We start from the raw sequence: 21,900 nt of genomic DNA, 5'->3' as shown, positions 1-21,900 counted from the left end.
TAATGTTTAACTGACGCCTAACTAAAGACTTAGCCTCTGACTTAAGAGTGATTCTCTCCCCCTCAAGCATCCTCATGTCTCGCTTTACATTTTCATAATAATTCTCTTGGCTCTGGATATCATCAATAGCGCCTGGAATCTGGTCTTCTAGGCTCTCTAGTTTTCTAAAGACCTCCATAGGAAGCTGGTTTCCCATACCCCTGCTAATGCGTCTATCCGTTGTAAGATTTTCCACACGCTCTGCGGCATTCTCTACCTTAAGCTTCATATTGGTTGGTGCATCGCAAATCTTATTGGTATCCTCGTAATACTCAGCCACTGTCTCGTATTCAAGCTTGGCTCTCTCCACGTAAGAAGAGGCCTCCTCCATAATATCGCACTGGCTCTTAACATAAATCTCCATATCCTGAGGCATGAAAGTACTTGTATTTACCTTATCAAGAGCCTTTGGCTTTTTAGAAACATCTGGCAAATCTATCTCTAGCTTGTCGATTTCTCTATCCACCTTGCTTGTCTCAAGTTTTCTATAAAGCTCCTTCTCATTATCAACCCCCATTTGCTGATAAATATCCTCATCAGTTTGGATGTCTAGTCGCTTCTTACCATTTTTAATATATAAAGAGTCCTTGCCCTCTTCTAGGCCTTCCTCAATTTTTTCCTTCTGTTTTTCCTTGTTAGCCTCAACATTTATCTTCTCAACGGTCTTTATAAGGTTTTGAGCCTGAACAGAATTTAGAAGTTCGTCGTATTTCTCCTCTTCCCTTCTTAAATCCTTTTGATTCTTCACATTCTTTTTACGGCCTACCACATCACTTTCTTCTGGCAGCTTATTACCCGAACCATCAAAACCAAGACCTGCAAAAAGCTCGCCCATATCATAGCTTTTAAGGTCCTTTTTAAAATCCTCGTCTGTTAAATTCTCGTCTGTATCTAAGGGCTCGTCTTCATAGACTAAATCCTCTAGATTATCTAGATCATACTCATCATCAATGCTCTTTTTTATAAATTTGAAAATCCCCATAGCCACTCCTTTTTATTAGATACTAGCTGTATATTTTAAATATTCCTCTTTCCACTTAGCTAAAATGTCCTTTATTTTCAAATTAAATTCTGAAATTTTGCCCTCATCCTTTAACTTAAATACTCTCTCTAATTCCTTGAATTTTTCGCTAAATCTGGCGTTATCCATAAGTGTCTCCATTTCACTTCGAATAACATATTCGTCTTCGCTTATGTCCAAATTTTCCAAATTGCTATATAAATGTATCAAAGCATCACAAGTCTTTAGCATACGCTTAGTCTCTTCATGCTGGCTGATTTTATAGCTCTCTTCAAAATATTTTCTAGCCATTTCATATAAGAACATCCTTGCATAAGCCACTCCTAGGTTGTGAAGAATTTTTGCATAAAAAGGACTTCCTAAATCTTCTAGAGAGTAGTTATTAATTATCTCAAGATAGCAGTCAATTGCGCTATAATAGCACTTATTGCTTAAATAACTATCCGCTCTTTTTTCAAGTCTTTCAAAAGGTGTCTGACTTGATAGTGTATTTAGAATCTCTCTTATTTTCTCAATTTCAGCAATAGTATAATAATCAATAGACTTTAATATGGTTACAAGCATTTCTGCAAGGCCTGCATTATTCTCTCTTAGATAATCTAGTCTATTAGCAAGGTTTACTTCCCCTAGCTCATTTTTTAGAAAATCTATCAACCTATCATCTATAAAATCATTAGCTATTAAATAAATATTGTTGTAAATGTAGTAACAAAGCTCTTGGCTTGTATAAATTCTAATTCCCGTACTATAAACCCTGTAGGGATTAGTTGCCATTTTTGTTCTACAAAGTATCATTCCACTCATAAGCACTCCTTAAATAGCAAAATCCAAATCCTTATAAACTAACTTGCCAGAAGATTTAAAGAAATCTCCAAAGCCTAAATCCTTAACTACAATTTGGCATCTATCTGACGAAAAGAATTTCACAGATATAGAAATCCTAGTAGTCTTTCCCTCTCTATAAGGAAAATCTGATATATCAATAGATTCATCATCAAATCTATTATCTGCTGTAAGAATATGCAATTTAATCTCCCTCATATCCTCAATTATAAAATCAATACTTCTATCTGCCATAAACCAGTTAGTGCCTGGCTTAATAAGTCTAAAGCGCTTTGGCACGCCTTTGTCTAGAATATCAAGCTCAATGCCCACCATAATTCTTTGCTCAGATAAAAGCACTGTATTATCAAAGACCTTAGGTCTAATATATTCAAGAGCCGAATAGCAAGCCCCCTTAGAATAAAGATTATTACCTATAAAGGCCTTCTTTCTACTTGTAATTAACTTAGTGTAATTCTCCGGTAACTTATCCGTATTAAAGCCTGCTCCCGTTAGATAGATTGAGGAAATCATTTTCCTATCTAAAAATTCATTAAGGCTTGAAATAAGTAAATCCTCCACATCCTCTAAGCTCTTTTCCCTTTTTAAAACCTCTTTAAATTCAATGGAATTATAGATTTTCTTATCCTCAATAATATAGTCCACGTTGTTGCTTCGTTTTGAGTTTAGCCTTATATATTTAAGTCCATTTTCTTCAAAATCTACAAGACAAACTCCCCCAATGTATAACTCGCGTTTCTGAGAGTATGCATAATAGGCAAAGCTCTCTCCTTTACTAATGACCTGGCTGTTTGCCTGATTTAGACCTAGATTTTGAAAGACTCTTTTAATAGCATTTAAATAGTCGATGCTGTAATTGTGAAGCACCACAGTTAGACAAGAAATTACGCTAACCCCAGTTTTATTGGCCGCAGCATCTAAAAGGCTAGATAAGAGATTAGTAAGCTCCCTATACTCTCCTTCTCTTACCCCTTCCACGTCTTTAACCAATTCCTTTAAAGGCTTATTAAGAAAATATTCCTGCCTATTATCAAATTCTAGCTGATTTACTATATTGTTGTTGTAATCATAGTAGCTAAGCATGGCCACGTCTTCATTTAAATCCATACCAATTATTAAGCCTGACACATTTTCTAAACTCTCCATTGATTAATCCTTTCGCATCTTAAACGTCTCATCAACTACAAAATCCTCAACCAAATAACTTTCCATAACCCTTCTTAAAGTCATGTAATCTCTAAGTTCGTTGCTAGCAAAGCAGTCGTTAATATTATCAAAACGGCCCCTGCTTGTCTCCCCAATTAGATTAGTAAACTCTATTGTATTCTCGGCGGTCTTAGTACATTTTCCCTCGCCTTCAATAGTGAAGTAATACCTTAAACTATCTCCGTAGAAGAGATTGAATTTATATGTAAATAGACCAAAATCCGTAGAGTTCATAAGCTCGCTAGTAAACTTAGTAGAAGACTCATTTAAAATGTAATGAATCATTACTTTATGATTTGGGCTTGCTATACATTCAAGAATCGTTGCTCCCACTAGGTTATAAGGAAGTCTAAGGTAATTGCTTAGGTTAGAATAAAAGCTAAGCATAATATTTTTCTTGCAAAGATAATCTATAACCTTTTGAGCAAGTTCCCTTCTTTCCTCTTCCTTTAGTAGCTCTGGCTTTCTTGAAATTTCTTTTAAATAAGCCACGTAACATATATCTGCAAGACCTACATTTTCAGCAATACTTCTTTCAATTACCTTATAGATTACCTCGTTTGCCTTCTTACCCTTAACAATAAAGAGGTAGGAATTATAGGCTAGGTAAGCCTTTGTAATAAGCTTAATGCCGTGGTGGCTGTAGTAATCTGTAAAGACTTCTGTAAGTCTGCCATTATGAACCCCACTAAACATCATCTGAATAATGACTCTTTCAGAAAGCTCTGTGACATCAAGGCCGAAGTTTTGGCAGGCCTTCCACAACTTATAAAAGTCCTCATTAGAACAAGAAGCATATCTTAACATGTATATAAGCAAGTCCTCATTATAAACTCTGTTTGCAAAGAGGTAACTTGCAATAAAGTCTAGTTCCTTAGATTCCTCAAAATTATTATTTGTAATTAAATGATCTGTAAGTCTAAGTAGCTTAGCAGGATAAACCCCTCTAAAGCCATATTCCTGCCCCAATTCATAGGCCTCATCATAGAGCTTATTATTTAGAGCTATCTCAATAAGTCTAATGCCATCTTCTCTTTTTAGCTTTGACTTAATAAGCAGGGCTAATACACTTTCTGCATTTTCAAATTCATTTAATTCATAATAATATTTAATAAGCCATGAATTAACCTTTAGCTTAAAGTTATAGCCAATAAGTGGATTTACTAAAATGTATTTATATCCACCAAGAGTTTCCTCAGATTTATCCCCCTTTTTGTGACTATCATAAGCCCAGTTAATCAAAAAGCCTTCGTTTGAAATATCAAATTGTCTAAGGGTATTCATAGAAACCATATCTGTCATTAAAGGCTTGATTTCATGCTCTATGCCCTCTTTTCTAATAACTCCATCTTCGCATAAAAAGCAGATGGCAGAATTATTAGTATAAATTGGAATATAGCAAACTCCCCGCTTTAACTCATAAAAATCAAGGCTAGCTTTTTCTGTTAGCTTAACCACTACCGCCTTAACTCTCTTATCCTTAACAGTGATTTTATTAATATAATCAAGAATGGATATAAAGTTTGCGTTGTCCTCGTTTACAAGTTCCCCTCTCAACACATTTTTGTAAATAATGGACATATCCTCGTTTATAAAGCCTAGCTTTAGTTGTTCAATTGCAAAATTTTCTATAATTCTTTCATAAGCCTCATACTCATCCTTATAAACTCCCTTATTATCTAGAATATTGGCATAAAGGAAAGCCTTATCCTCTCTAGATAAAGAGTTATCATACATAAAATACATAAGCACAGGCTTAGGAAATACCACATTCATAGACCTAGGACAGCTAGAAATATAATACTCATAAATTCTTGTTATCTTAAAGCCCTTTACAATGGCAAGCTCGATATAGTGGTTGTTATCCTCACTATCAAGGCCTGCTCTAACTAGGTGCTTTACTAGTGGCTCTAAAATGCTATCAAGCTTATACATGTTATAAAGAATCTTTAAAATTACTAGCTGCTCGTTACTTGCATACTTAAGCTCATCCACCACATCAGCAATCTGTCTTGCAAGATTTTCATGAATAGCACTGTGACGAATACCAAAGGTTACAACCTTTAACTCAAAGTCATCAAGAACTCTAAATAATTCTGGATGGCTATTAAAGATTCTAAGGGCCTCATAATACATAACAGGACTTGTGCAGCCCTTTGATATAATCTCCTTTAAACGAACTAGTCTAATACTTCTATTCTTCTCATTTTCTGTATTAAGATAGAATAAAATCCAGAGAATCTGCCAGCTCTTATTGCCACTTTCATAAATTCCCCTAACCTGATTTATTACCTTTCTTGTGTAATCTCCTGACTTTAAAAGCAAGCTATTTACATAGAGAAAATAAGCGTAATTTACAGGGTTTGAGTGCATACTTCCTAGGGCTTCAACCTTTACCTCTTCAATAATTTCTGAGGCTAAATCATCCTCCCCAGTAATTACAAAGCTCTGGGCAAGGGCTAGTTTTAAAAATATATCTCCCTTTGTAGAGGAATAATATTTATTTACAATTTCTCTTACGTGACTTACAAAATCATCACGTCGAATAATATTCATTCTGTAATCAAGATACTCCATAACTAGATGCTTATAGGCAAGCTTACTTTCCCTATGTCTAGTTTTTTCTTCAGATTTTAAAATCTGTGTATCCTCTTTAATTTCAATGATATAATCTAGATTTACGTTAAAAGAACGAAGTCGTATTTTTGCAAAATTATTACCCTTATGTAATTTTTCTACATCAATAAAATATTCAACTTCGCAGATATCTCCTGTGAAATCATCCTGATTTAAGCTTGTATTCTCTAGCTTAATAAAATCCTCATCACAAGATAAATCGAGTTTAAAATTTCCCCAGCCCGATTTTTTTATTACAAAAAAGTCTTTAAGATTACTGTTTGGGCATTCATAGATTTTCTTAGTTTCAGCTAGCTTAAAGCTAGTTGCCACTTTCTTATTTAGGGCAATTAAAAACTCTTCAATAGATTCTAGTCCGTGCTCACGATTCTTTAGGGCATCGTAAATATTAGATAGCTTTTCATCATTTTCCAAAAAGATATCCTTAAAATCTGGACCAAAAAAGATTTCCATAGCCTCGCTTGGGGCTGTTTGGTAGAGGTTTGTAAAATGAAAGAGATTAGATGCATTGCCAAGACTAGTCTCCACAAACTTTTCAATGCACTTAAAAGAGTAAGGGATTTCAAGTTCGCCAGCTTCACTAATAACCACAAACTTTCCCTCTAAGCTCTCCTTTTTCTTTAAATCCCTGCCATCCACTCTATATCTAATAACTATATTAGTTCCGGCAAAATTCTTATCAATAATTTCCACTCTTAAATCAGAGGCAAAAACCATTCCTCTCAATGGATTTGATGCCTCTAATTCAAAGCTAGACTCAGTTATAAGGTCTTTTGCAATATCAAGTCTTACTATCTCTTCCTTACACTTAAGTCGATTTTCTTCAAAATTAAATTTTCCTCTTGATAGACGATTTACATAATCTCTCATTTGGAACCCCTCCCATTTTTAACTAGTTTTAAAATCTAGCATCTACTCTTCAATATAAAACTTCTCCTCTTTGTATTCGTCTGGCAAATACTGCTGTTCCACATAATGCCCTGGATAGGCATGTGGATACTTATAACCAACTCCATGTCCAAGCTTTGCGGCCCCTTTATAATGGGCATCTTGCAAATGTGTTGGCACCGGCACCTGCTTATGAGTCTTTACAAATTCTAGGGCTCTATCAATTGCCATATAACTTGCATTACTCTTTGGTGCCTTGGCTATATAAATGGCTGCCTCTGCTAAGATGATTCTAGCCTCTGGCATACCCACTCTTTCAACTGCAAGGCAGGCAGAAACTGCAACATTTAGTGCATTAGGATCTGCCATTCCTACATCTTCACTAGCACAAATCATAATTCTTCTAGCAATAAACTTTATATCTTCCCCAGCATAAAGCATCTTAGCTAGATAATAAGTAACTGCATCCGGGTCTGAACCTCTCATGCTCTTAATAAAAGCTGAGATTGTATCATAGTGATTATCCCCGTCACTATCATATCTTACGGCTCTTTTTTGAATACAGTTTTGAGCGACCTCTAAATCGATATGTATCTTTCCATCTTCGCTTTTATCTGTTGTTAAAATGCCCAGCTCAATGGCATTTAGAGCACTTCTAGCATCTCCATTAGAAATATCTGCTAGAAAATCTAGTGCCTCTTCATCAATTTCAGCATTATAAGAACCCATACCATTAACTTCATCATAAACGGCTCTCTTTAAAATCACCTTTATGTCTTCTTTTTTCAAAGGCATAAGTTCAAAAATAATTGATCTAGATATAAGAGCGGCATTTACTTCAAAGTAAGGATTCTCAGTAGTTGCACCTACTAAGACTAATGTTCCATCCTCCACATAAGGAAGGAGGAAATCCTGCTGCCCCTTATTAAATCTGTGAATCTCATCTATAAAAAGTATTGTCTTTTTTCCATACATAGCTAGGTTATCTTTAGCAGCCTTAACCACTTCTTCCATATCCTTTTTACCGGCTATTGTGGCATTTATCTGTCTAAAGTCTGCGCTTGTTGTATTGGCAATAACTTTTGCAAGGGTTGTCTTTCCTGTTCCTGGAGGTCCATAAAAGATAACTGAGCTTAACTTATCCGCCTTAATTGCTCTATAAAGTAAGCTATCCTTACCAATTATGTGCTCCTGACCTACTATATCATCTAATGTCTTAGGTCTTAGTCGCATAGCAAGAGGTGATTCCTTCTTGCTATTATTCTCTCTCATATAATCAAACAAATCCATATTAATACCTAACTTGTCCTATTTACTTTAACTTAGTTCCTAACCAGAATCTTGCTATCTTTCCTACCTCACTAAGAGAGCCTCCCTTAGTTGAGCAAGTGCATAAAAGCTCGCTTGATGCGTAGAAATATAGCTTATTCTTATATTTTACCATACCAATGTTAGTAGTAAGATTATCTCCTGTGTAAATCTTTACAGCTGCGGCTGTGGAAGATTTTCTATAATAAATACTATTATCAACTATATAGCAAATAGCCTTACTATCATTACTTACAAGGCTAAGGGAACCATCATAGACATTGCTTTCAAGTTCCTTTTCCTCGCCCTTCTTAACCCTAACTAAATTAGAATCTCCATCAATAAAGTAAAGTTCCTTTGTGGAATAATTATATACCACATTTCTTGCAGTCTTAATATTATCTAGTTCCTCAAGACTTGATACTGTGTCCCCATCAAGCTTTGCAGAATAAACTGTATTAGTATTAAGAGCATAAACATAATTATTAGTCTCATCATAGATAAACTCCATGCTTGAGTCTGAAGACTTAGCAAGAACTGTAGATTTAGCATCCTTAATATCATATAGATAATAAACATAACCAATGGCATAGACAAAGCTATCAGCCTTATCCCACTCATTTACTAAATCAGCACTATAGCTGTAGTAATTGTAATTATCTGAACTCATGCCTAAAAGATTAGTTACATTTCCCTCAAGACTAGTCTTTTTCTTAGTCTTATAGTTATATTCAAATAAATTACCATCATTATCTACTGCCACCACAAGGCTTTGGGCTGTATAAACATAATATTTACTGATGTCCTCGCTTAAATTAATGGTTTGATATTCAAGGCCATCAAAAAATACTACGTTTAAGCTCTTGCTACCTGTACCACCCTCGTCATTTAGCTCTTCAGTTTCAGTATAAATCAAAACTCCGCTATCTCTTAGGGCTACTAATTCCTTTGAATTTTTGTTAGTTGCAAGCTTAACTGTTCCCTTACTTGTATTAACAATGATTTCGTAATTGCCATCCTCAAGATAAGAAACGAAAGCTAAATAATCTCCGTCATTACTTGCCATCTCCTGCTTTATGCTACCCTCTATATCAAGGTTTTCTGCCTGGTAAAATGTTTTTCCATCCACGGCAAATACAGCATCCGACTCGTCACAAACATAACTAGACTCTAGATCTGTTACATTGTAAATCTTGTCGTTATAGCTAAAGAAAAGCTCGTAATTCTTTCTTGTTACCAACTTATAAATTCCAACAATTATAAGGACTAAGCACACTAGAGCTGCCACTAAAAAGGCTATTCTTCTAATGTTATATTTGAATTTCTTAGCCTTTCTAATTGAAACAGACTTAAGCGGTCCTTCTTCATTGTTCTCATTATTCTTATTTGAAGACTTGGTGTCTTTAGTTGACTTTCTCTTAGACTTTCTAAGCTTCTTTACTAAGCCCCTGGCCTTGCTTTTAAGCTTAGACATTTTATTTTCCTCAGAAAATAGACCATCTACAACTTCCATCAAATCAAATTCTTTTTTCTCTTCTTTTTTATCTTCTTCTAATTCTTCCTTACCCCTGTTTTTAAGTCTCTCTTCGTAGGCCTTCTTTCTTTTAAGGTAATCCGAATTATTTACAAGGACCACAGGTCCATCACAACGTGGACACTGAGGGCCTTCATATTCCTGACCACACTTTGGACAAAGCATAATCTCACCTCAGCTCTTTAATCTATATTTATTATTATTATTTTACATTATTATACTAACTATTTAAAGTATTTCTTCTAATAACATATCTTTAGATTTGAATTTCTTGTCAAAGCAAATGTCCTCAAGCCTGTTAATTACACTAGCAATAATTCTAAAAGTCTCATCGTTTAGTGTAAAGGTATAAAGCTTATTAAGAGGGCTTGTAACAATATACTGTAGTGTATAGAGGGCATCTTTACTAAGTCTTACTGCTGCAAGGCTCTCTGTTATACAATCGCCACAAACTACCCCATTAAGATCCTTTGCGTAAAATAATAAATTATCTTCCTTGCCACATTTTCTACAAGAGAAGAAATCCGGACATTCTCCATTAATGGCAATCATTCTTAACTCGTAAATGTATCTAATTAAGACGTTTGGAATCTGCTCCTTTAAAAGGGCCTTAAGGCTTACATATAAAAGGTTTATAAGCTCCTTTGCCTCAAGGTTTTCTCTTGAGTAATAATCTGCAATTTCTGCAAAATAATAGCCATAGCAAACCGCATCCAAGTCAGTTACTAACTCCTCAAAATACTCTTTTGCCACGGCCTTATATATGGTGTAGGAATTCCTTCCTCTATAAACTTCAAAATCAGCAAAGATAAAGGGTCTTGTAAGCCCTATCAAGCTGCTATTAGGTCGTCTAGCACCTTTAGCAAAAGCACTTATCTTACCTAATTCTTTTGTTAAAATAACAATTCTTCTATCTGACTCACCTACTGGCATGCTAGATAAAATAATTCCCGTAACATTAATTACTTCTGCCATAAGACATCCTTTCAGTTAGCTAATAATCCCCTTAATTATACTCCAAATGGGCAATAAAAAAAAGGCTGCTACATTAGTAACAGCCTTTGATAATTAAAATCTAAATTTGTCTTCGAAGTATGCCTTAAGATCTGCAATTGCAACTCTTTCCTGTTCCATAGTATCTCTATCACGAACAGTTACGCAACCATCTTCTTCAGAATCAAAGTCGTATGTAATACAGTAAGGAGTTCCGATTTCATCTAATCTTCTATATCTCTTACCGATGTTTCCTCTATCATCGAATTCGCAGTTGTAGTACTTAGAAAGTTCTGCATATACCTTCTCTGCGCCTTCGTTTAACTTCTTAGAAAGTGGTAAAACACCAATCTTTACAGGAGCAAGTGCTGGATGGAAGTGAAGAACAGTTCTTACGTCGCCGCCTTCTAATTCTTCTTCATCATAAGCTGCACAAAGGAATGCAAGTGTAACTCTATCTGCACCAAGTGATGGCTCAATAACGTATGGTACATACTTTTCCTTAGCTTCATCATCAAAGTAAGACATATCCTCACCTGATGTTGTCTGATGCTGAGTAAGATCGTAATCAGTTCTATCAGCGATACCCCATAATTCGCCCCAACCAAATGGGAATAAGAATTCGATATCTGTTGTACCCTTAGAGTAGAATGCTAATTCTTCTGGATCATGATCTCTAAGTCTCATTTCATCTTCCTTGATACCAAGAGAAAGTAACCAATCACGGCAGAAGCCTCTCCAATACTGGAACCATTCAAGGTCAGTACCTGGCTTGCAGAAGAACTCTAATTCCATCTGCTCGAATTCTCTTGTTCTAAATGTAAAGTTACCAGGAGTAATTTCATTACGGAATGACTTACCTACCTGTCCAATACCAAATGGTACCTTCTTTCTTGAAGTTCTCTGAACGTTCTTAAAGTTAACGAAAATACCCTGAGCTGTTTCTGGACGAAGATAAACTGTATTCTTAGCATCTTCTGTAACACCTTGGAAAGTCTTGAACATAAGGTTAAACTGTCTGATTTCTGTGAAGTTATGCTTTCCACAAGAAGGACAATTAATTTCATGCTCATCGATGAAGTTCTTCATATATTCCTGAGTCCAACCATCTACTGATGACTCAAGTTCGTAGTTATTGTCTGCTGCCCAATCTTCAATGATCTTGTCAGCTCTAAATCTTTCATGACATTCCTTACAGTCCATTAAAGGATCTGAGAAACCACCTAAGTGACCTGATGCAACCCATGTCTGTGGATTCATTAAGATAGCACAGTCAACACCAACGTTGTAAGGATTCTCCTGAATAAATTTCTGCCACCAAGCTCTCTTAACATTGTTCTTAAGCTCAACACCAAGATTACCGTAATCCCATGTATTAGCAAGACCACCATAGATTTCAGAACCTGGATATACAAAGCCTCTTGCCTTAGCTAAGGCAACAATCTTCTCCATTGTCTTTTCCATATTGAAACTCCTTTTTATTATAGTCTATTAGACTTAATTACTTATAAAGCTAGTTATCTAGAAGATAACTAGCTTTTTTAGTTTATAACATAATATTAAATTTGGCAATTGTTAATTTAAGCCTTTTAGTTGTCTGCAAGATCTTTTTTATCATAGCCGAAGTTTTTCATTAAGATATCGCTATCTCTCCACTCCTTCTTAACCTTAACCCAGAGCTTTAAATTAACCTTCATTTCTAACTGCTTCTCGATTTCGAAGCGCGCATCAGTTCCGATTCTTTTAAGCATATTGCCGCCCTTACCAATAATAATTCCCTTATGAGAATCTCTTTCACATATAATTGTGGCATCAATATCAGTAATAGGCTTTTTATTAGTAGTCTGTCTTTCCTTAAGCATATTGATTTCAACAGCAATACCGTGAGGAATTTCATCTTCTAGACAATAAAGTGCCTTCTCTCTAATAAGTTCAGCAATAATCTGACGCATTGGCTGATCTGTAACTGTATCTGCGTCATAATACATTGGGCCATATGGAAGATATTCAAAGATTGTTTCCTTTAAGTCCTCTACATTGTTACCATTTCTTGCAGAAATAGGAACGATTTCATCAAAATCAAGTTCCTTTCTATACATATCAATTACAGGAAGGATTTCCTCCTTCTTAACCATATCTATCTTATTAATAACAAGGATTATAGGCTTCTTAACATTTTTAAGACGCTCTAAAATCTTTGCCTCCGCTTCACCAATGAAAGCCTTTGGTTCAACTAAATAACATATAAGATCCACATCCTTGATTGTACGCTCTGCTGCGTTAACCATGTACTCTCCAAGCTTATTCTTAGCCTTATGAATACCTGGTGTATCAACAAAGACAATCTGTCCTCTCTCATCAGTATAAACTGTCTGGATTCTATTTCTTGTTGTCTGTGGCTTATTAGAAGTAATGGCAATCTTCTGACCTATAATATTGTTCATAAGTGTTGATTTACCTACGTTTGGTCTTCCAATAAATGTTACAAAACCTGACTTAAGGTTTTCATTATTAGCTGTGGCACCATTTCCTGTAATACCACTAGCTGCAAGCATTTCGTCTAAATTCATTAATTAATTCCTTTCTTACTATCTCATCATAACCATTTTTCTAGTTTCCACTAGATAGGATAAGAGGCTTAACCTCGTCAAAGATTTCCTTATTATCCTGGATTACCTGCTGGTTACCTACTACGCTTAAGTAATCCTGTTCCATTGCTAATTTAACAATTGGTGCAAGGGCCTTAATAGCCTTAACATCACACTCTAGAATTTCCTTTCTTTCCTTTGCAAATGTGTCGTAATCCGCATTGCTTAAGTAAGCACTAAAGGATCTAATACCCTTAGCTGAAGGATTTAGAGGTGTGTCTAAATCACTAATTGTTCCAATGATATATTTTAACATATCTCTATCTGAAACATCAAAGTTTTCTACATACTCATAAGCTTTTTTAAAGATATCAATAGTTTCCTTTAAGTTTGGATCTCTATAACTTGAAAGATACATATCACCATTTCTTAGGAAACTACTGTTACAGCCATAAGCTCCACCCTTAACTCTTACATTTATCCATAAATAATCATAAGAGAAGATAACCTTTAATACCTTTAGAGCGCCAGTATATTCATAGCCTTCCTTAATATAATTTCCACACATTGCCACATACTGCACCTGTGAAGAAGATGTAAAGCCAGTCTTAACCTTCTTTGGCACGTATTCACGCTTAGCGACTTCATACTTATTATCAGGAACAGCCTCTAAGAACTTCTTAAGAGACTTCTCAAATAATTCGTAGCCCTCATCATCAGCTGTAATATGAACTACAAGATTATCCTTATTGAAAATGTATGAAACAAGCTCATTTAACTTTGAAACGATAGTTTCCTTAAGCTCGTCAAAGTTAGCATTTAAGTGCTCAATAAAGCTGTAATACTGATAGCCCTTCATAAGATTAGAATAGTGAGCCTTCTTTGAGAACTGTGAAAGAGTATTCATAACAGCCACTGTGTTACCTGCACTAACCATTGAACCCTCAAGTCTTGACTTACTTCTAGCAAGGATTTCCTTTAATCTCTTATAGTCATCAAACTTTGTTGTATAGATGATTTCCTTATACATATCAAAGATGAAGTCTAACTTATTATAAAGGGACTTACCCTTTAACTCATATCTAATTGTAAACTTATCTAAGTCGTCCTTATCTGAGTAAATTGCAGCTCCATCAGTTCTAATTCCACCACTGTTAATATTGATTTCATTAGTTAATTCCTGATAGCTGTAATTTTTTGTATCCATAGATGTCATTACAGTTGAAAGTAAGCCAACGTATGGAATAAGCTCATCTGGTACATCCTTACAATCAAAAGAAAGTAATGAGTAAGCAATCTTATTAGTAAATAAATCACTAAATACTACGTCTACTCCGTTAACTTCCCTCTTATCGATGTAGAGCTTTTCAGGGTTCTTTTCAATATCAGATAGCTTAAGCATAGGAATTGACTCTAAGTCCTTCTGACTAGATGGAGTATCCTGATATTCCTTTAATTCCTTAGTAGACTTAATGATTTCCTCAAGCTGCTCATCTGTTAAAGTAGCCTTGTAATCTGCAAGTCTCTTAGCTTCCTTTTGTCTTCTTGCCTCATCTAAGCCCTTCTTAGGATTTAGAGTAAGAATTAACTTGTGGTTATTGTTAAGTAAATACTTGTCGATTAAATTTTCAAAATAGCCCTTATCAATCTCTTCTCTTAGTTCTGCATAAATCTTGCCTTCCTTAACATGAACAAAAGGCTTTGTCTCATCATAGAACCAGCTATCATTCATATTTAGGTAGTACATAAGTCCCTTAGGGAATGGGCCGTAATCTGCCTCTCTATACTTAAATTCGTAATAGTTAAGAGCAGCAAGTAATAATCTAGGATTAATACCCTCATCTCTTAGCTTAGTTAAAGTCTCATTAACTACCTTAACGAATTCGTCCTTCTTATCTGCATTAGCATTCTTAGCTACAATTGAGTAAATTGGCTGATAAATTGAAGATTCAAAATCAGAATAAATATCAGTACCAATACCTGCATCAATTAAAGCCTGCTTTAGTGGTGCGCCTGGCGCAAGAACTAAGGCATAATCTAAGATATCCATAGCAAGATATAACTTATCATCAGTACTTGTACCAACTACTGTGTTATATGAAAAATATGTATTATTCTCCTCTGACTCATCATCAGCAATAGCATATTCTCTTACTAAATCAAGAGGCTTATCAAAGCCCTTCTGATAGGCAATATCAGTGTTAATATTAACATCTGCCTTATCAAAATTATCAAGATATTCCTTAGCTAAGTAATCAAGTCTTTCATTAATATCAAAGTCACCGTAAATATAGATGTAGCTATTCACAGGATGATAATATTCACCATGATACTTTAAGAAATCCTCATAAGTTAAATCAGGAATAACCTCTGGGTCTCCGCCTGATTCATACTTATAGTTGTTATCTGGGAAAAGACTTGAAAATGTATATCTAGCAAGGACGTCATCAGCTGATGAAAATGCACCCTTCATTTCGTTAAATACAACGCCGTTAAACTTAAGTGGTGCATCCTTACTCTCTAATTCATAATGCCATCCCTCCTGCATAAAGATCTTCTTCTCCTTATACATGTTAGGATAGAAAACTGCATCCATATAAACGTCAGTTAAGTTCTTAAAATCCACGTCATTACAACTTGCCACAGGATAAATTGTCTTATCTGGGTAAGTCATGGCATTAAGGAATGTATTAAGTGAACCCTTAACTAATTCAACAAAAGGATCCTTTACAGGGTACTTTCTTGAACCGCAAAGAGTTGAATGTTCAATAATATGCTGAGTTCCAGTGTCGTTAGTTGGAGGTGTCTTAAAGCCAATTGAAAACACCTTATTATTATCGTCATTAGATACTAAGCAAATCTTAGCACCACTCTTTTTATGTTTAAGTAATAAACCTACTGAATTAAGGTCTTCTAACTGTTCAACACTAATAGTCTCATAATCATCTCGACTAAAGTTTTTTAACTTGTCAAAATGTGCTTTTAAATCCATAGTCTGTCCTCTTTTCTTTTAAAATTTTATCTATAAGCAAATGCATTAAAAACAGCTAATTTACTAGCTTACAAAACAATAAAACAGGTCTTGCAAATGCTAATTTTAACATACTACAAGACCTGTTGTAAACTTACCGTATAGCCATAAATAGTGAAAGTTTTATAAAACTAACTCAAAATAAACTAGTAAATTTATATCACGTACTTTTATATATAAATTATATCATTAATAAATAGAATTGCAAGTTTCAAAAAAACTCACATAAAACAACACGACAAGCTTAGACTAATTCTTTACGCTTTCTCTCAATCATTTCATCAATACGATTAATGTACTCATCTACATTTTTCACATTCTCAACTCTAGTAATAAGGCTAGAATTGTCTACTGGGTTAGTGCTTACAATCTTTGTGCTAGCGCCTGCACCACAAGCAATGATTGTCTGTACTTCCTCCATAATGAGAATATTGTAAATGCATTCTTTACCTGGACGGGCATAGCCTACATTTTCAAAATTGCCAGCCATATTCTTCTGGCGATACATATAATAGGCTTGCACTCCTAAGTCCTTAGCGCATTCTTCTGTCATATTCACAATGCTTTCAGTGTTCTTAAAATCTAAGTTCTTATATCTATCTCTATAGATATTAAGTCTACTAGAACGCTTAAGGGCAAGGGAATGTACAGTTAAAGAACTTGGATTCATGGCCTTAATTGTATCAAGGGTATTCTTAACCTCTTCTGGTCCTTCCCCTGGAAGTCCAAGAATCATATCCATGTTGATATTATCAAAACCTAGCTCTGTTGCTAGCTTGTAAGCATTCTTAATGTCCTCAACGCTGTGCTTTCTACCAATTAAATCAAGAGTTTCCTGATTCATAGTCTGAGGATTAATAGAGATTCGCTCTACCTTGTGGTCTCTTAAAACCTCTAACTTCTCCCTAGTGATGCTGTCTGGTCTACCAGCTTCCACTGTAAGCTCCAATACATTTTCTAAATCAAAACACTCCTCTAACTTAGTAAGTACCCTGTCTAGCTGGGCAGGGCTTAGAGTTGTAGGTGTTCCCCCGCCAAAATAAACTGTATCAAGGCGCTTGCCCTTCATCATCTTAGAAACTTCTGTAATCTCATGAATCAAGGCATCCACGTAAGCCTCTACCCTATCCTTAAAAGCATTGTAGGCATAGGCTGAGAAAGAACAGTAAAGGCAGATGCTTGGACAGAATGGAATCCCAACATAAAGACTATATCCATTTTTTACATCAAGCTTTGAAACTAGGGAAATCTCCTTTTTAGCCACCTCAATGGCAAGCTTTGCCTTAGCTAGACTTGTAAAATGTTCCTTTGTAAAAAAGTTAATAATCTCTTCTTCTGACTTCCCCTCAACTATCATCTGATAGGCGATTTTACTAGGGCGAACCCCTGTCATGTTACCCCAAGGAAGACCGTGGCCTTCCTTTTCTTCAAGCTGCTTATAGAGCTTAACCTTAAACTTCTCGTGGGCATCGGCTTTTGAGAGTCCTGTTACATCAGGGGCTTCAATCTCAATTAGCTTATCCCCTTCCTCTAACTTTACTGTCACTTCCTTAATAGGATTAAAAGTGGCAGGATTATTCACATCTGAAGTTCCAGATATTGGTCTTGCAGGCTTTACATCCACTCTTGGATAAAAGCTCCTTACAATTGTAACCGCATCGTCGTAAAATGCGTCATCATCTATATTTATATAAATCATATTGATCCTTTCTAAACTTGGGATTTCTCTCCCAAATAAAAGCAGTCTAAAACAAAAATCTGCTTGTCCCAAAAGACAAGCAGACTTAATTCTACTATATATCACAAAAATTATCTAGTTAGTATTTTTAGTAAACAAATGGATTATATGCCTTTTCATGCATAATGCTTGTTTCCTGGCCATGTCCTGGATAACAGATAGTCTCATCTGGTAAAACAAATAGCTTATTCTTAATTTCACGAACTAAGCTAGACATGCTACCTGTTGGGAAATCTGATCTACCCACAGATTCATAAAAGAGAGTATCTCCTGTAAACATAATAGACTCCTCTGGAAAATAAAAGCACATGCCACCTTCTGTGTGTCCCGGTGTATGTATAGCCTTTATCTTAAAGCCAGCAAGCTCAAACTCCTCTCCATCTTTTAAGTAAACATCTGCCTTAATTGTAAAACTAAGACCATAATCACTTGAAAGATTCTTATAAGGAGATTCAAGCAAGTCTTTTTCTGCATCTGCTGCATAGACCTTAATATTATATTTCTTTCTTAATTCATCCACTGCTCCAATGTGATCAAAATGCCCGTGAGTTAGTAAAATCGCCACAGGCTTAGCCTTACTAGATTCTACCATTTGAGCAATTACATCTGCTCTATCTGCTGGGTCAACAATAATACATTCAGCCAACGCATCATTAGTATACAAATAACAATTTGTACTAATCATGCCTAAAACTCTACAATCTAGTTTGCTCATTTTTCCTCCCAATTGACCTAAAGGTCTAGCATTAACAATATGTAAGATAAATATTAGCCCGTTGTTCTTTCAATATCAGTTACTGACTCAACCTTCTGTAGCTTATCAATAAGTCTGTTAAGCTCATCCTTTGTATGAATAGTAAATCCAATATTGATTGTAGCAATGTTCTTCTTATTAGTTCTACAATTCAAGCTTGTCATAGAAATGTTAGCTTCTGTAAATATCTTAGAAATATCAACAATAAGGCCATTTCTATTATTAGCGTAAATATTAATTTCAGTACTGTACTTCTCTGTGCTATCTCCTGAGCTTTCCCATTCCGCTTCAATAAGTCTTGCTCTCTCACTTGCTGGGAAGTTTAGGATATTAATACAGTCTGTTCTATGAATAGAGATACCTCTACCTCTTGTAACGAAACCAACAATTTCATCGTTTGGCACTGGATTACAACACTTAGAAAATCTAACTGCTACATCATGTGTACCCTTAACTATGATGCCAGACTTGCCGGAATTTTTCTTAATTTTAGCCTTAGGGTCATTTGCAAGAAGCTCTTCAAGTACTGAATCGTCTGTGATTTCATTTTTCTTATTCTTAAGATACTCATCATAGAGCTTATTAACTACCTGGCCTTCTTTTAAGCCACCATGACCTACTGTTGCAAGCATGGAATCCCAGTTTTTAAAGCCATACTTCTTTAGAGCCTTCTCTATAAATTCTGGCTTAATAAGTTCTTCCTGCTTGTAGCCCTTAGCCTTAATATAGTTAGAAATAAGCTCCTTACCGCGAACGATATTCTCTTCCTTTAATTCCTGATTGAACCACTGATTGATCTTATTCTTAGCCTGTGTTGACTTAACAATAGATAGCCAATCTCTACTTGGTCCCTTAGAATTCTGGGATGTGATAATTTCAATTCTATCGCCGCTTTGTATCTTATAATCAATATTAACTAACTTACCGTTAACTCTAGCGCCTACCATTCTATTACCTACAGCAGAGTGAATGCTATAAGCAAAATCAATAGGACAAGAGCCTGCTGGTAAATTCTTTACATCTCCTGATGGCGTGAAGGCATATACGGAATCTGAGAATAGGTCTAAATCACTCTTAATAGATGATAAGAATTCCTTATTATCTGACATATCACGCTGCCACTCTAGAATCTGTCTTAACCAGCTAAGCTTAGCCTCCTCAGACTGAGTGTCCTTACCGCCTGTCTTACCTTCCTTATATTTCCAATGTGCTGCAATACCGTATTCAGCAATTCTATGCATCTCGTAAGTTCTAATCTGAACTTCAAAAGGCTGACCATTTGAAGCAATTAGAGTTGTATGAAGGGATTGGTAGTTATTAGGCTTTGGCATGGCAATATAGTCTTTGAATCGACCAGGGATTGGCTTATACATCTCATGAATAACACCAAGAGCCGCATAACAATCCTTAACGGAATCCACCTTAATTCTTACAGCAAAAATATCATAAATCTGGTCTAGTGTCTTATTCTGACTTACCATCTTACGATAAATTGAGAAGAAGTGCTTAACTCGACCATCGATTTCAGCATCAATATCCGCATTCTTAATATGCATTCCTACTTCCTTAATTATGCTTTTTATAAATGCTTCTCTGCCGGGTCTATTAGCACTGACCTCTTCAACTAATTTGTTGTATTCTTCTGGCATTAAGTAACGCATAGCTAAATCATCTAATTCAACCTTAATCTTACTAATACCAAGTCTATGAGCAATAGGAGAATAAATCTCCATTGTTTCTCTTGATTTCTCTATCTGCTTGTTAGGCTTTTGATACTGCATTGTACGCATGTTATGAAGTCTATCGGCAAGCTTAATTAAGATAACTCTAATATCCTTTGCCATGGCAAGGAACATCTTTCTTAGGTTTTCAGCCTGAACCTCTATCTTATCATGCTCGTAATTTAACTGAGTTAACTTAGTAACACCATCTACAAGTAAGGCTACTTCACTGCCAAACTCTCTTGTAACATCCTCACTTGTAAGGGCTGTATCCTCTACAACATCATGTAATAAACCCGCTATAATTGTCTCTTTATCAAGCTCTAATTCTGCAAGTATGATTGCAACACAAAGAGGGTGGATAATGTATGGCTCTCCAGATTTTCTCTTCTGATCCTTGTGAGCCTCATAAGCCACCTTATATGCCCTTTCAATATCAGACAAATCTGTGGATGGGTGATAGGCCTTTATCTTTCTTACTAACTCCTTATATAACTCTTCTGGCGCAGTAAAATCAGCCGGTGTCTGTGTTGTTCCCTCCACCTGATTAGTCTTAACATTATTTGATTCTGCAAGTATAATCTTCTCAGGCATAAACTTCTCCTCGTCTTTTAAAATTCTTTATTATCTATCATTATATACATAACTAGAAAAAAAGTCACTCTTTTTATGAAACTAAGTGCACCAGAAAGCTTTCTGGTGCACTTTTATTTCTATTAGTATTCTTTAATTATAGCGATGCGTAAAGATTTTCCATAAATTCACGGGTCTCTACTGCATTTTCAGGAACTGTATTCTCAAGAGTGCAGTGTACATAAGGCTTGTGCTCCTTAATTAACTTAAGAAGTAATGGGTAGTTTAAGCCACCCTTGCCATCTGGGCCGCCCTTACCTGCTGCCACGCTCTTTAAGTCTACTTCCTTGCCTTCATCAATGAAATCCTTACAGTGAACTACTGCAATATCCTTAGAAAGTAATTCAAAGGCCTTTGTTATAATTTCATCCTGATCTTTAATATTACCTGGATAAAGTAGGTTAACTGGGTCAAGAATAATCTGTAAGTTTGGAGAATCAATGGCATCAAGCACTTTTCTAGCTCTCTCAACTGTATAAACGATGTGTTTCCAAACTGGCTCAATGGCAATGATAACGCCAAAGTTTTCTGCATACTTAACGATAGGTCTTAAATTTTCAATAAAGCATTCAAGAGCCTCTTCAGAGTGATTAGCCTCTTCATACTTGTATTCTTCATTAACAGCACCTGTCTCAGTTCCTACAACGCCACATCCAAGAATGCTTGCAAAGCGGATATGAGCCTTGTACTTTTCAACTATCTCAGCATGCTTAACTGGATTAGGATTGCAAAGGTTTAAATAACAGCCAAGTACTGCTACATCCACCTTATTCTCCTGACATAATTCCTTCATGTACATAGCAAGTCCTGGAGTCATTGCCTCCACCCCTGTATTAAATTCCTTAATAGACTTACCTAGGGCGATGTGCATGCAGTGAAAGCCCTGCTTGTGAATGTTAGGAATTAATTCATTTATTGGCGCATAAGCCACGTCATGTGCTCTAATACCTATTCTCATTTAATTGT

General features: G+C 35.5%; 14 protein-coding genes. All 14 read right to left on the bottom strand.

From position 1 onward, the window contains the following. Nucleotides 1-1,021 (bottom strand): hypothetical protein (locus QVA17_RS07200; protein ID WP_287387419.1); only part of this gene is annotated, 1,021 nt, incomplete at its 3' end. A 15-nt stretch (nt 1,022-1,036) separates the two neighbouring features. Then, nucleotides 1,037-1,864: a tetratricopeptide repeat protein gene (locus tag QVA17_RS07195; protein ID WP_287387417.1), complete on the bottom strand. Its 828-nt coding sequence runs from the start codon at nt 1,862-1,864 to the stop codon at nt 1,037-1,039. A gap of 9 nt (nt 1,865-1,873) precedes the next feature. Beyond that, complete coding sequence (locus tag QVA17_RS07190; protein ID WP_287387415.1) at nt 1,874-3,049, bottom strand: DUF5716 family protein; 1,176 nt, start codon at nt 3,047-3,049, stop codon at nt 1,874-1,876. A 3-nt stretch (nt 3,050-3,052) separates the two neighbouring features. Beyond that, the gene (locus QVA17_RS07185) at nt 3,053-6,616 is read right to left on the bottom strand and encodes a DUF5717 family protein (RefSeq protein ID WP_287387412.1); all 3,564 of its coding nucleotides are present in this window, start codon (nt 6,614-6,616) and stop codon (nt 3,053-3,055) included. 42 nt (nt 6,617-6,658) lie between these two features. Beyond that, the gene (locus QVA17_RS07180) at nt 6,659-7,924 is read right to left on the bottom strand and encodes a replication-associated recombination protein A (protein WP_051195310.1); all 1,266 of its coding nucleotides are present in this window, start codon (nt 7,922-7,924) and stop codon (nt 6,659-6,661) included. Nucleotides 7,925-7,946: 22 nt separating this feature from the next. Next, a complete protein-coding gene (locus QVA17_RS07175) occupies nt 7,947-9,641 on the bottom strand; it encodes a hypothetical protein (RefSeq protein WP_287387410.1) in 1,695 nt (564 codons plus the stop codon). Nucleotides 9,642-9,704: 63 nt separating this feature from the next. After that, the gene (gene recO / locus QVA17_RS07170; RefSeq protein WP_287387408.1) at nt 9,705-10,451 is read right to left on the bottom strand and encodes a DNA repair protein RecO; all 747 of its coding nucleotides are present in this window, start codon (nt 10,449-10,451) and stop codon (nt 9,705-9,707) included. Between the two features lie 93 nt (nt 10,452-10,544). Continuing rightward, nucleotides 10,545-11,933: a glycine--tRNA ligase gene (locus QVA17_RS07165; protein WP_287387405.1), complete on the bottom strand. Its 1,389-nt coding sequence runs from the start codon at nt 11,931-11,933 to the stop codon at nt 10,545-10,547. 125 nt (nt 11,934-12,058) lie between these two features. Further along, on the bottom strand, nt 12,059-13,024 hold the full coding sequence (gene era, locus QVA17_RS07160) for a GTPase Era (protein WP_287387421.1): 966 nt from the start codon (nt 13,022-13,024) through the stop codon (nt 12,059-12,061). 55 nt (nt 13,025-13,079) lie between these two features. After that, on the bottom strand, nt 13,080-16,049 hold the full coding sequence (locus QVA17_RS07155; protein WP_287387403.1) for an insulinase family protein: 2,970 nt from the start codon (nt 16,047-16,049) through the stop codon (nt 13,080-13,082). A 283-nt stretch (nt 16,050-16,332) separates the two neighbouring features. Beyond that, on the bottom strand, nt 16,333-17,787 hold the full coding sequence (gene hemZ, locus QVA17_RS07150; RefSeq protein WP_287387400.1) for a coproporphyrinogen dehydrogenase HemZ: 1,455 nt from the start codon (nt 17,785-17,787) through the stop codon (nt 16,333-16,335). A 127-nt stretch (nt 17,788-17,914) separates the two neighbouring features. Then, nucleotides 17,915-18,541 (bottom strand): MBL fold metallo-hydrolase, encoded by a 627-nt coding sequence (locus QVA17_RS07145; protein WP_027430386.1) that lies wholly within the window; start codon nt 18,539-18,541, stop codon nt 17,915-17,917. 53 nt (nt 18,542-18,594) lie between these two features. After that, the gene (locus QVA17_RS07140) at nt 18,595-20,895 is read right to left on the bottom strand and encodes a RelA/SpoT family protein (protein ID WP_287387398.1); all 2,301 of its coding nucleotides are present in this window, start codon (nt 20,893-20,895) and stop codon (nt 18,595-18,597) included. Between the two features lie 136 nt (nt 20,896-21,031). Continuing rightward, the gene (locus tag QVA17_RS07135) at nt 21,032-21,892 is read right to left on the bottom strand and encodes a sugar phosphate isomerase/epimerase family protein (protein ID WP_027430384.1); all 861 of its coding nucleotides are present in this window, start codon (nt 21,890-21,892) and stop codon (nt 21,032-21,034) included. Nucleotides 21,893-21,900 lie beyond the last annotated feature (8 nt).

The organism is Lachnospira sp. (assembly GCF_016290755.1).
Lineage (GTDB): Bacteria > Bacillota > Clostridia > Lachnospirales > Lachnospiraceae > Lachnospira > Lachnospira multipara.
Note: the sequence above shows the minus strand (reverse complement) of the source record. Positions and strands in the feature narration are given on the sequence as shown.

Coding starts and splice junctions, on each gene's coding strand:
- hemZ (WP_287387400.1), bottom strand. CDS start 17,787: ATGATTTATATAAATATAGATGATGACGCATTTTACGACGATGCGGTT.
- QVA17_RS07185 (WP_287387412.1), bottom strand. CDS start 6,616: ATGAGAGATTATGTAAATCGTCTATCAAGAGGAAAATTTAATTTTGAA.
- QVA17_RS07165 (WP_287387405.1), bottom strand. CDS start 11,933: ATGGAAAAGACAATGGAGAAGATTGTTGCCTTAGCTAAGGCAAGAGGC.
- QVA17_RS07140 (WP_287387398.1), bottom strand. CDS start 20,895: ATGCCTGAGAAGATTATACTTGCAGAATCAAATAATGTTAAGACTAAT.
- QVA17_RS07190 (WP_287387415.1), bottom strand. CDS start 3,049: ATGGAGAGTTTAGAAAATGTGTCAGGCTTAATAATTGGTATGGATTTA.
- era (WP_287387421.1), bottom strand. CDS start 13,024: ATGCTTGCAGCTAGTGGTATTACAGGAAATGGTGCCACAGCTAATAAT.
- QVA17_RS07195 (WP_287387417.1), bottom strand. CDS start 1,864: ATGAGTGGAATGATACTTTGTAGAACAAAAATGGCAACTAATCCCTAC.
- QVA17_RS07135 (WP_027430384.1), bottom strand. CDS start 21,892: ATGAGAATAGGTATTAGAGCACATGACGTGGCTTATGCGCCAATAAAT.
- QVA17_RS07145 (WP_027430386.1), bottom strand. CDS start 18,541: ATGAGCAAACTAGATTGTAGAGTTTTAGGCATGATTAGTACAAATTGT.
- QVA17_RS07155 (WP_287387403.1), bottom strand. CDS start 16,049: ATGGATTTAAAAGCACATTTTGACAAGTTAAAAAACTTTAGTCGAGAT.
- QVA17_RS07180 (WP_051195310.1), bottom strand. CDS start 7,924: ATGGATTTGTTTGATTATATGAGAGAGAATAATAGCAAGAAGGAATCA.
- recO (WP_287387408.1), bottom strand. CDS start 10,451: ATGGCAGAAGTAATTAATGTTACGGGAATTATTTTATCTAGCATGCCA.
- QVA17_RS07175 (WP_287387410.1), bottom strand. CDS start 9,641: ATGCTTTGTCCAAAGTGTGGTCAGGAATATGAAGGCCCTCAGTGTCCA.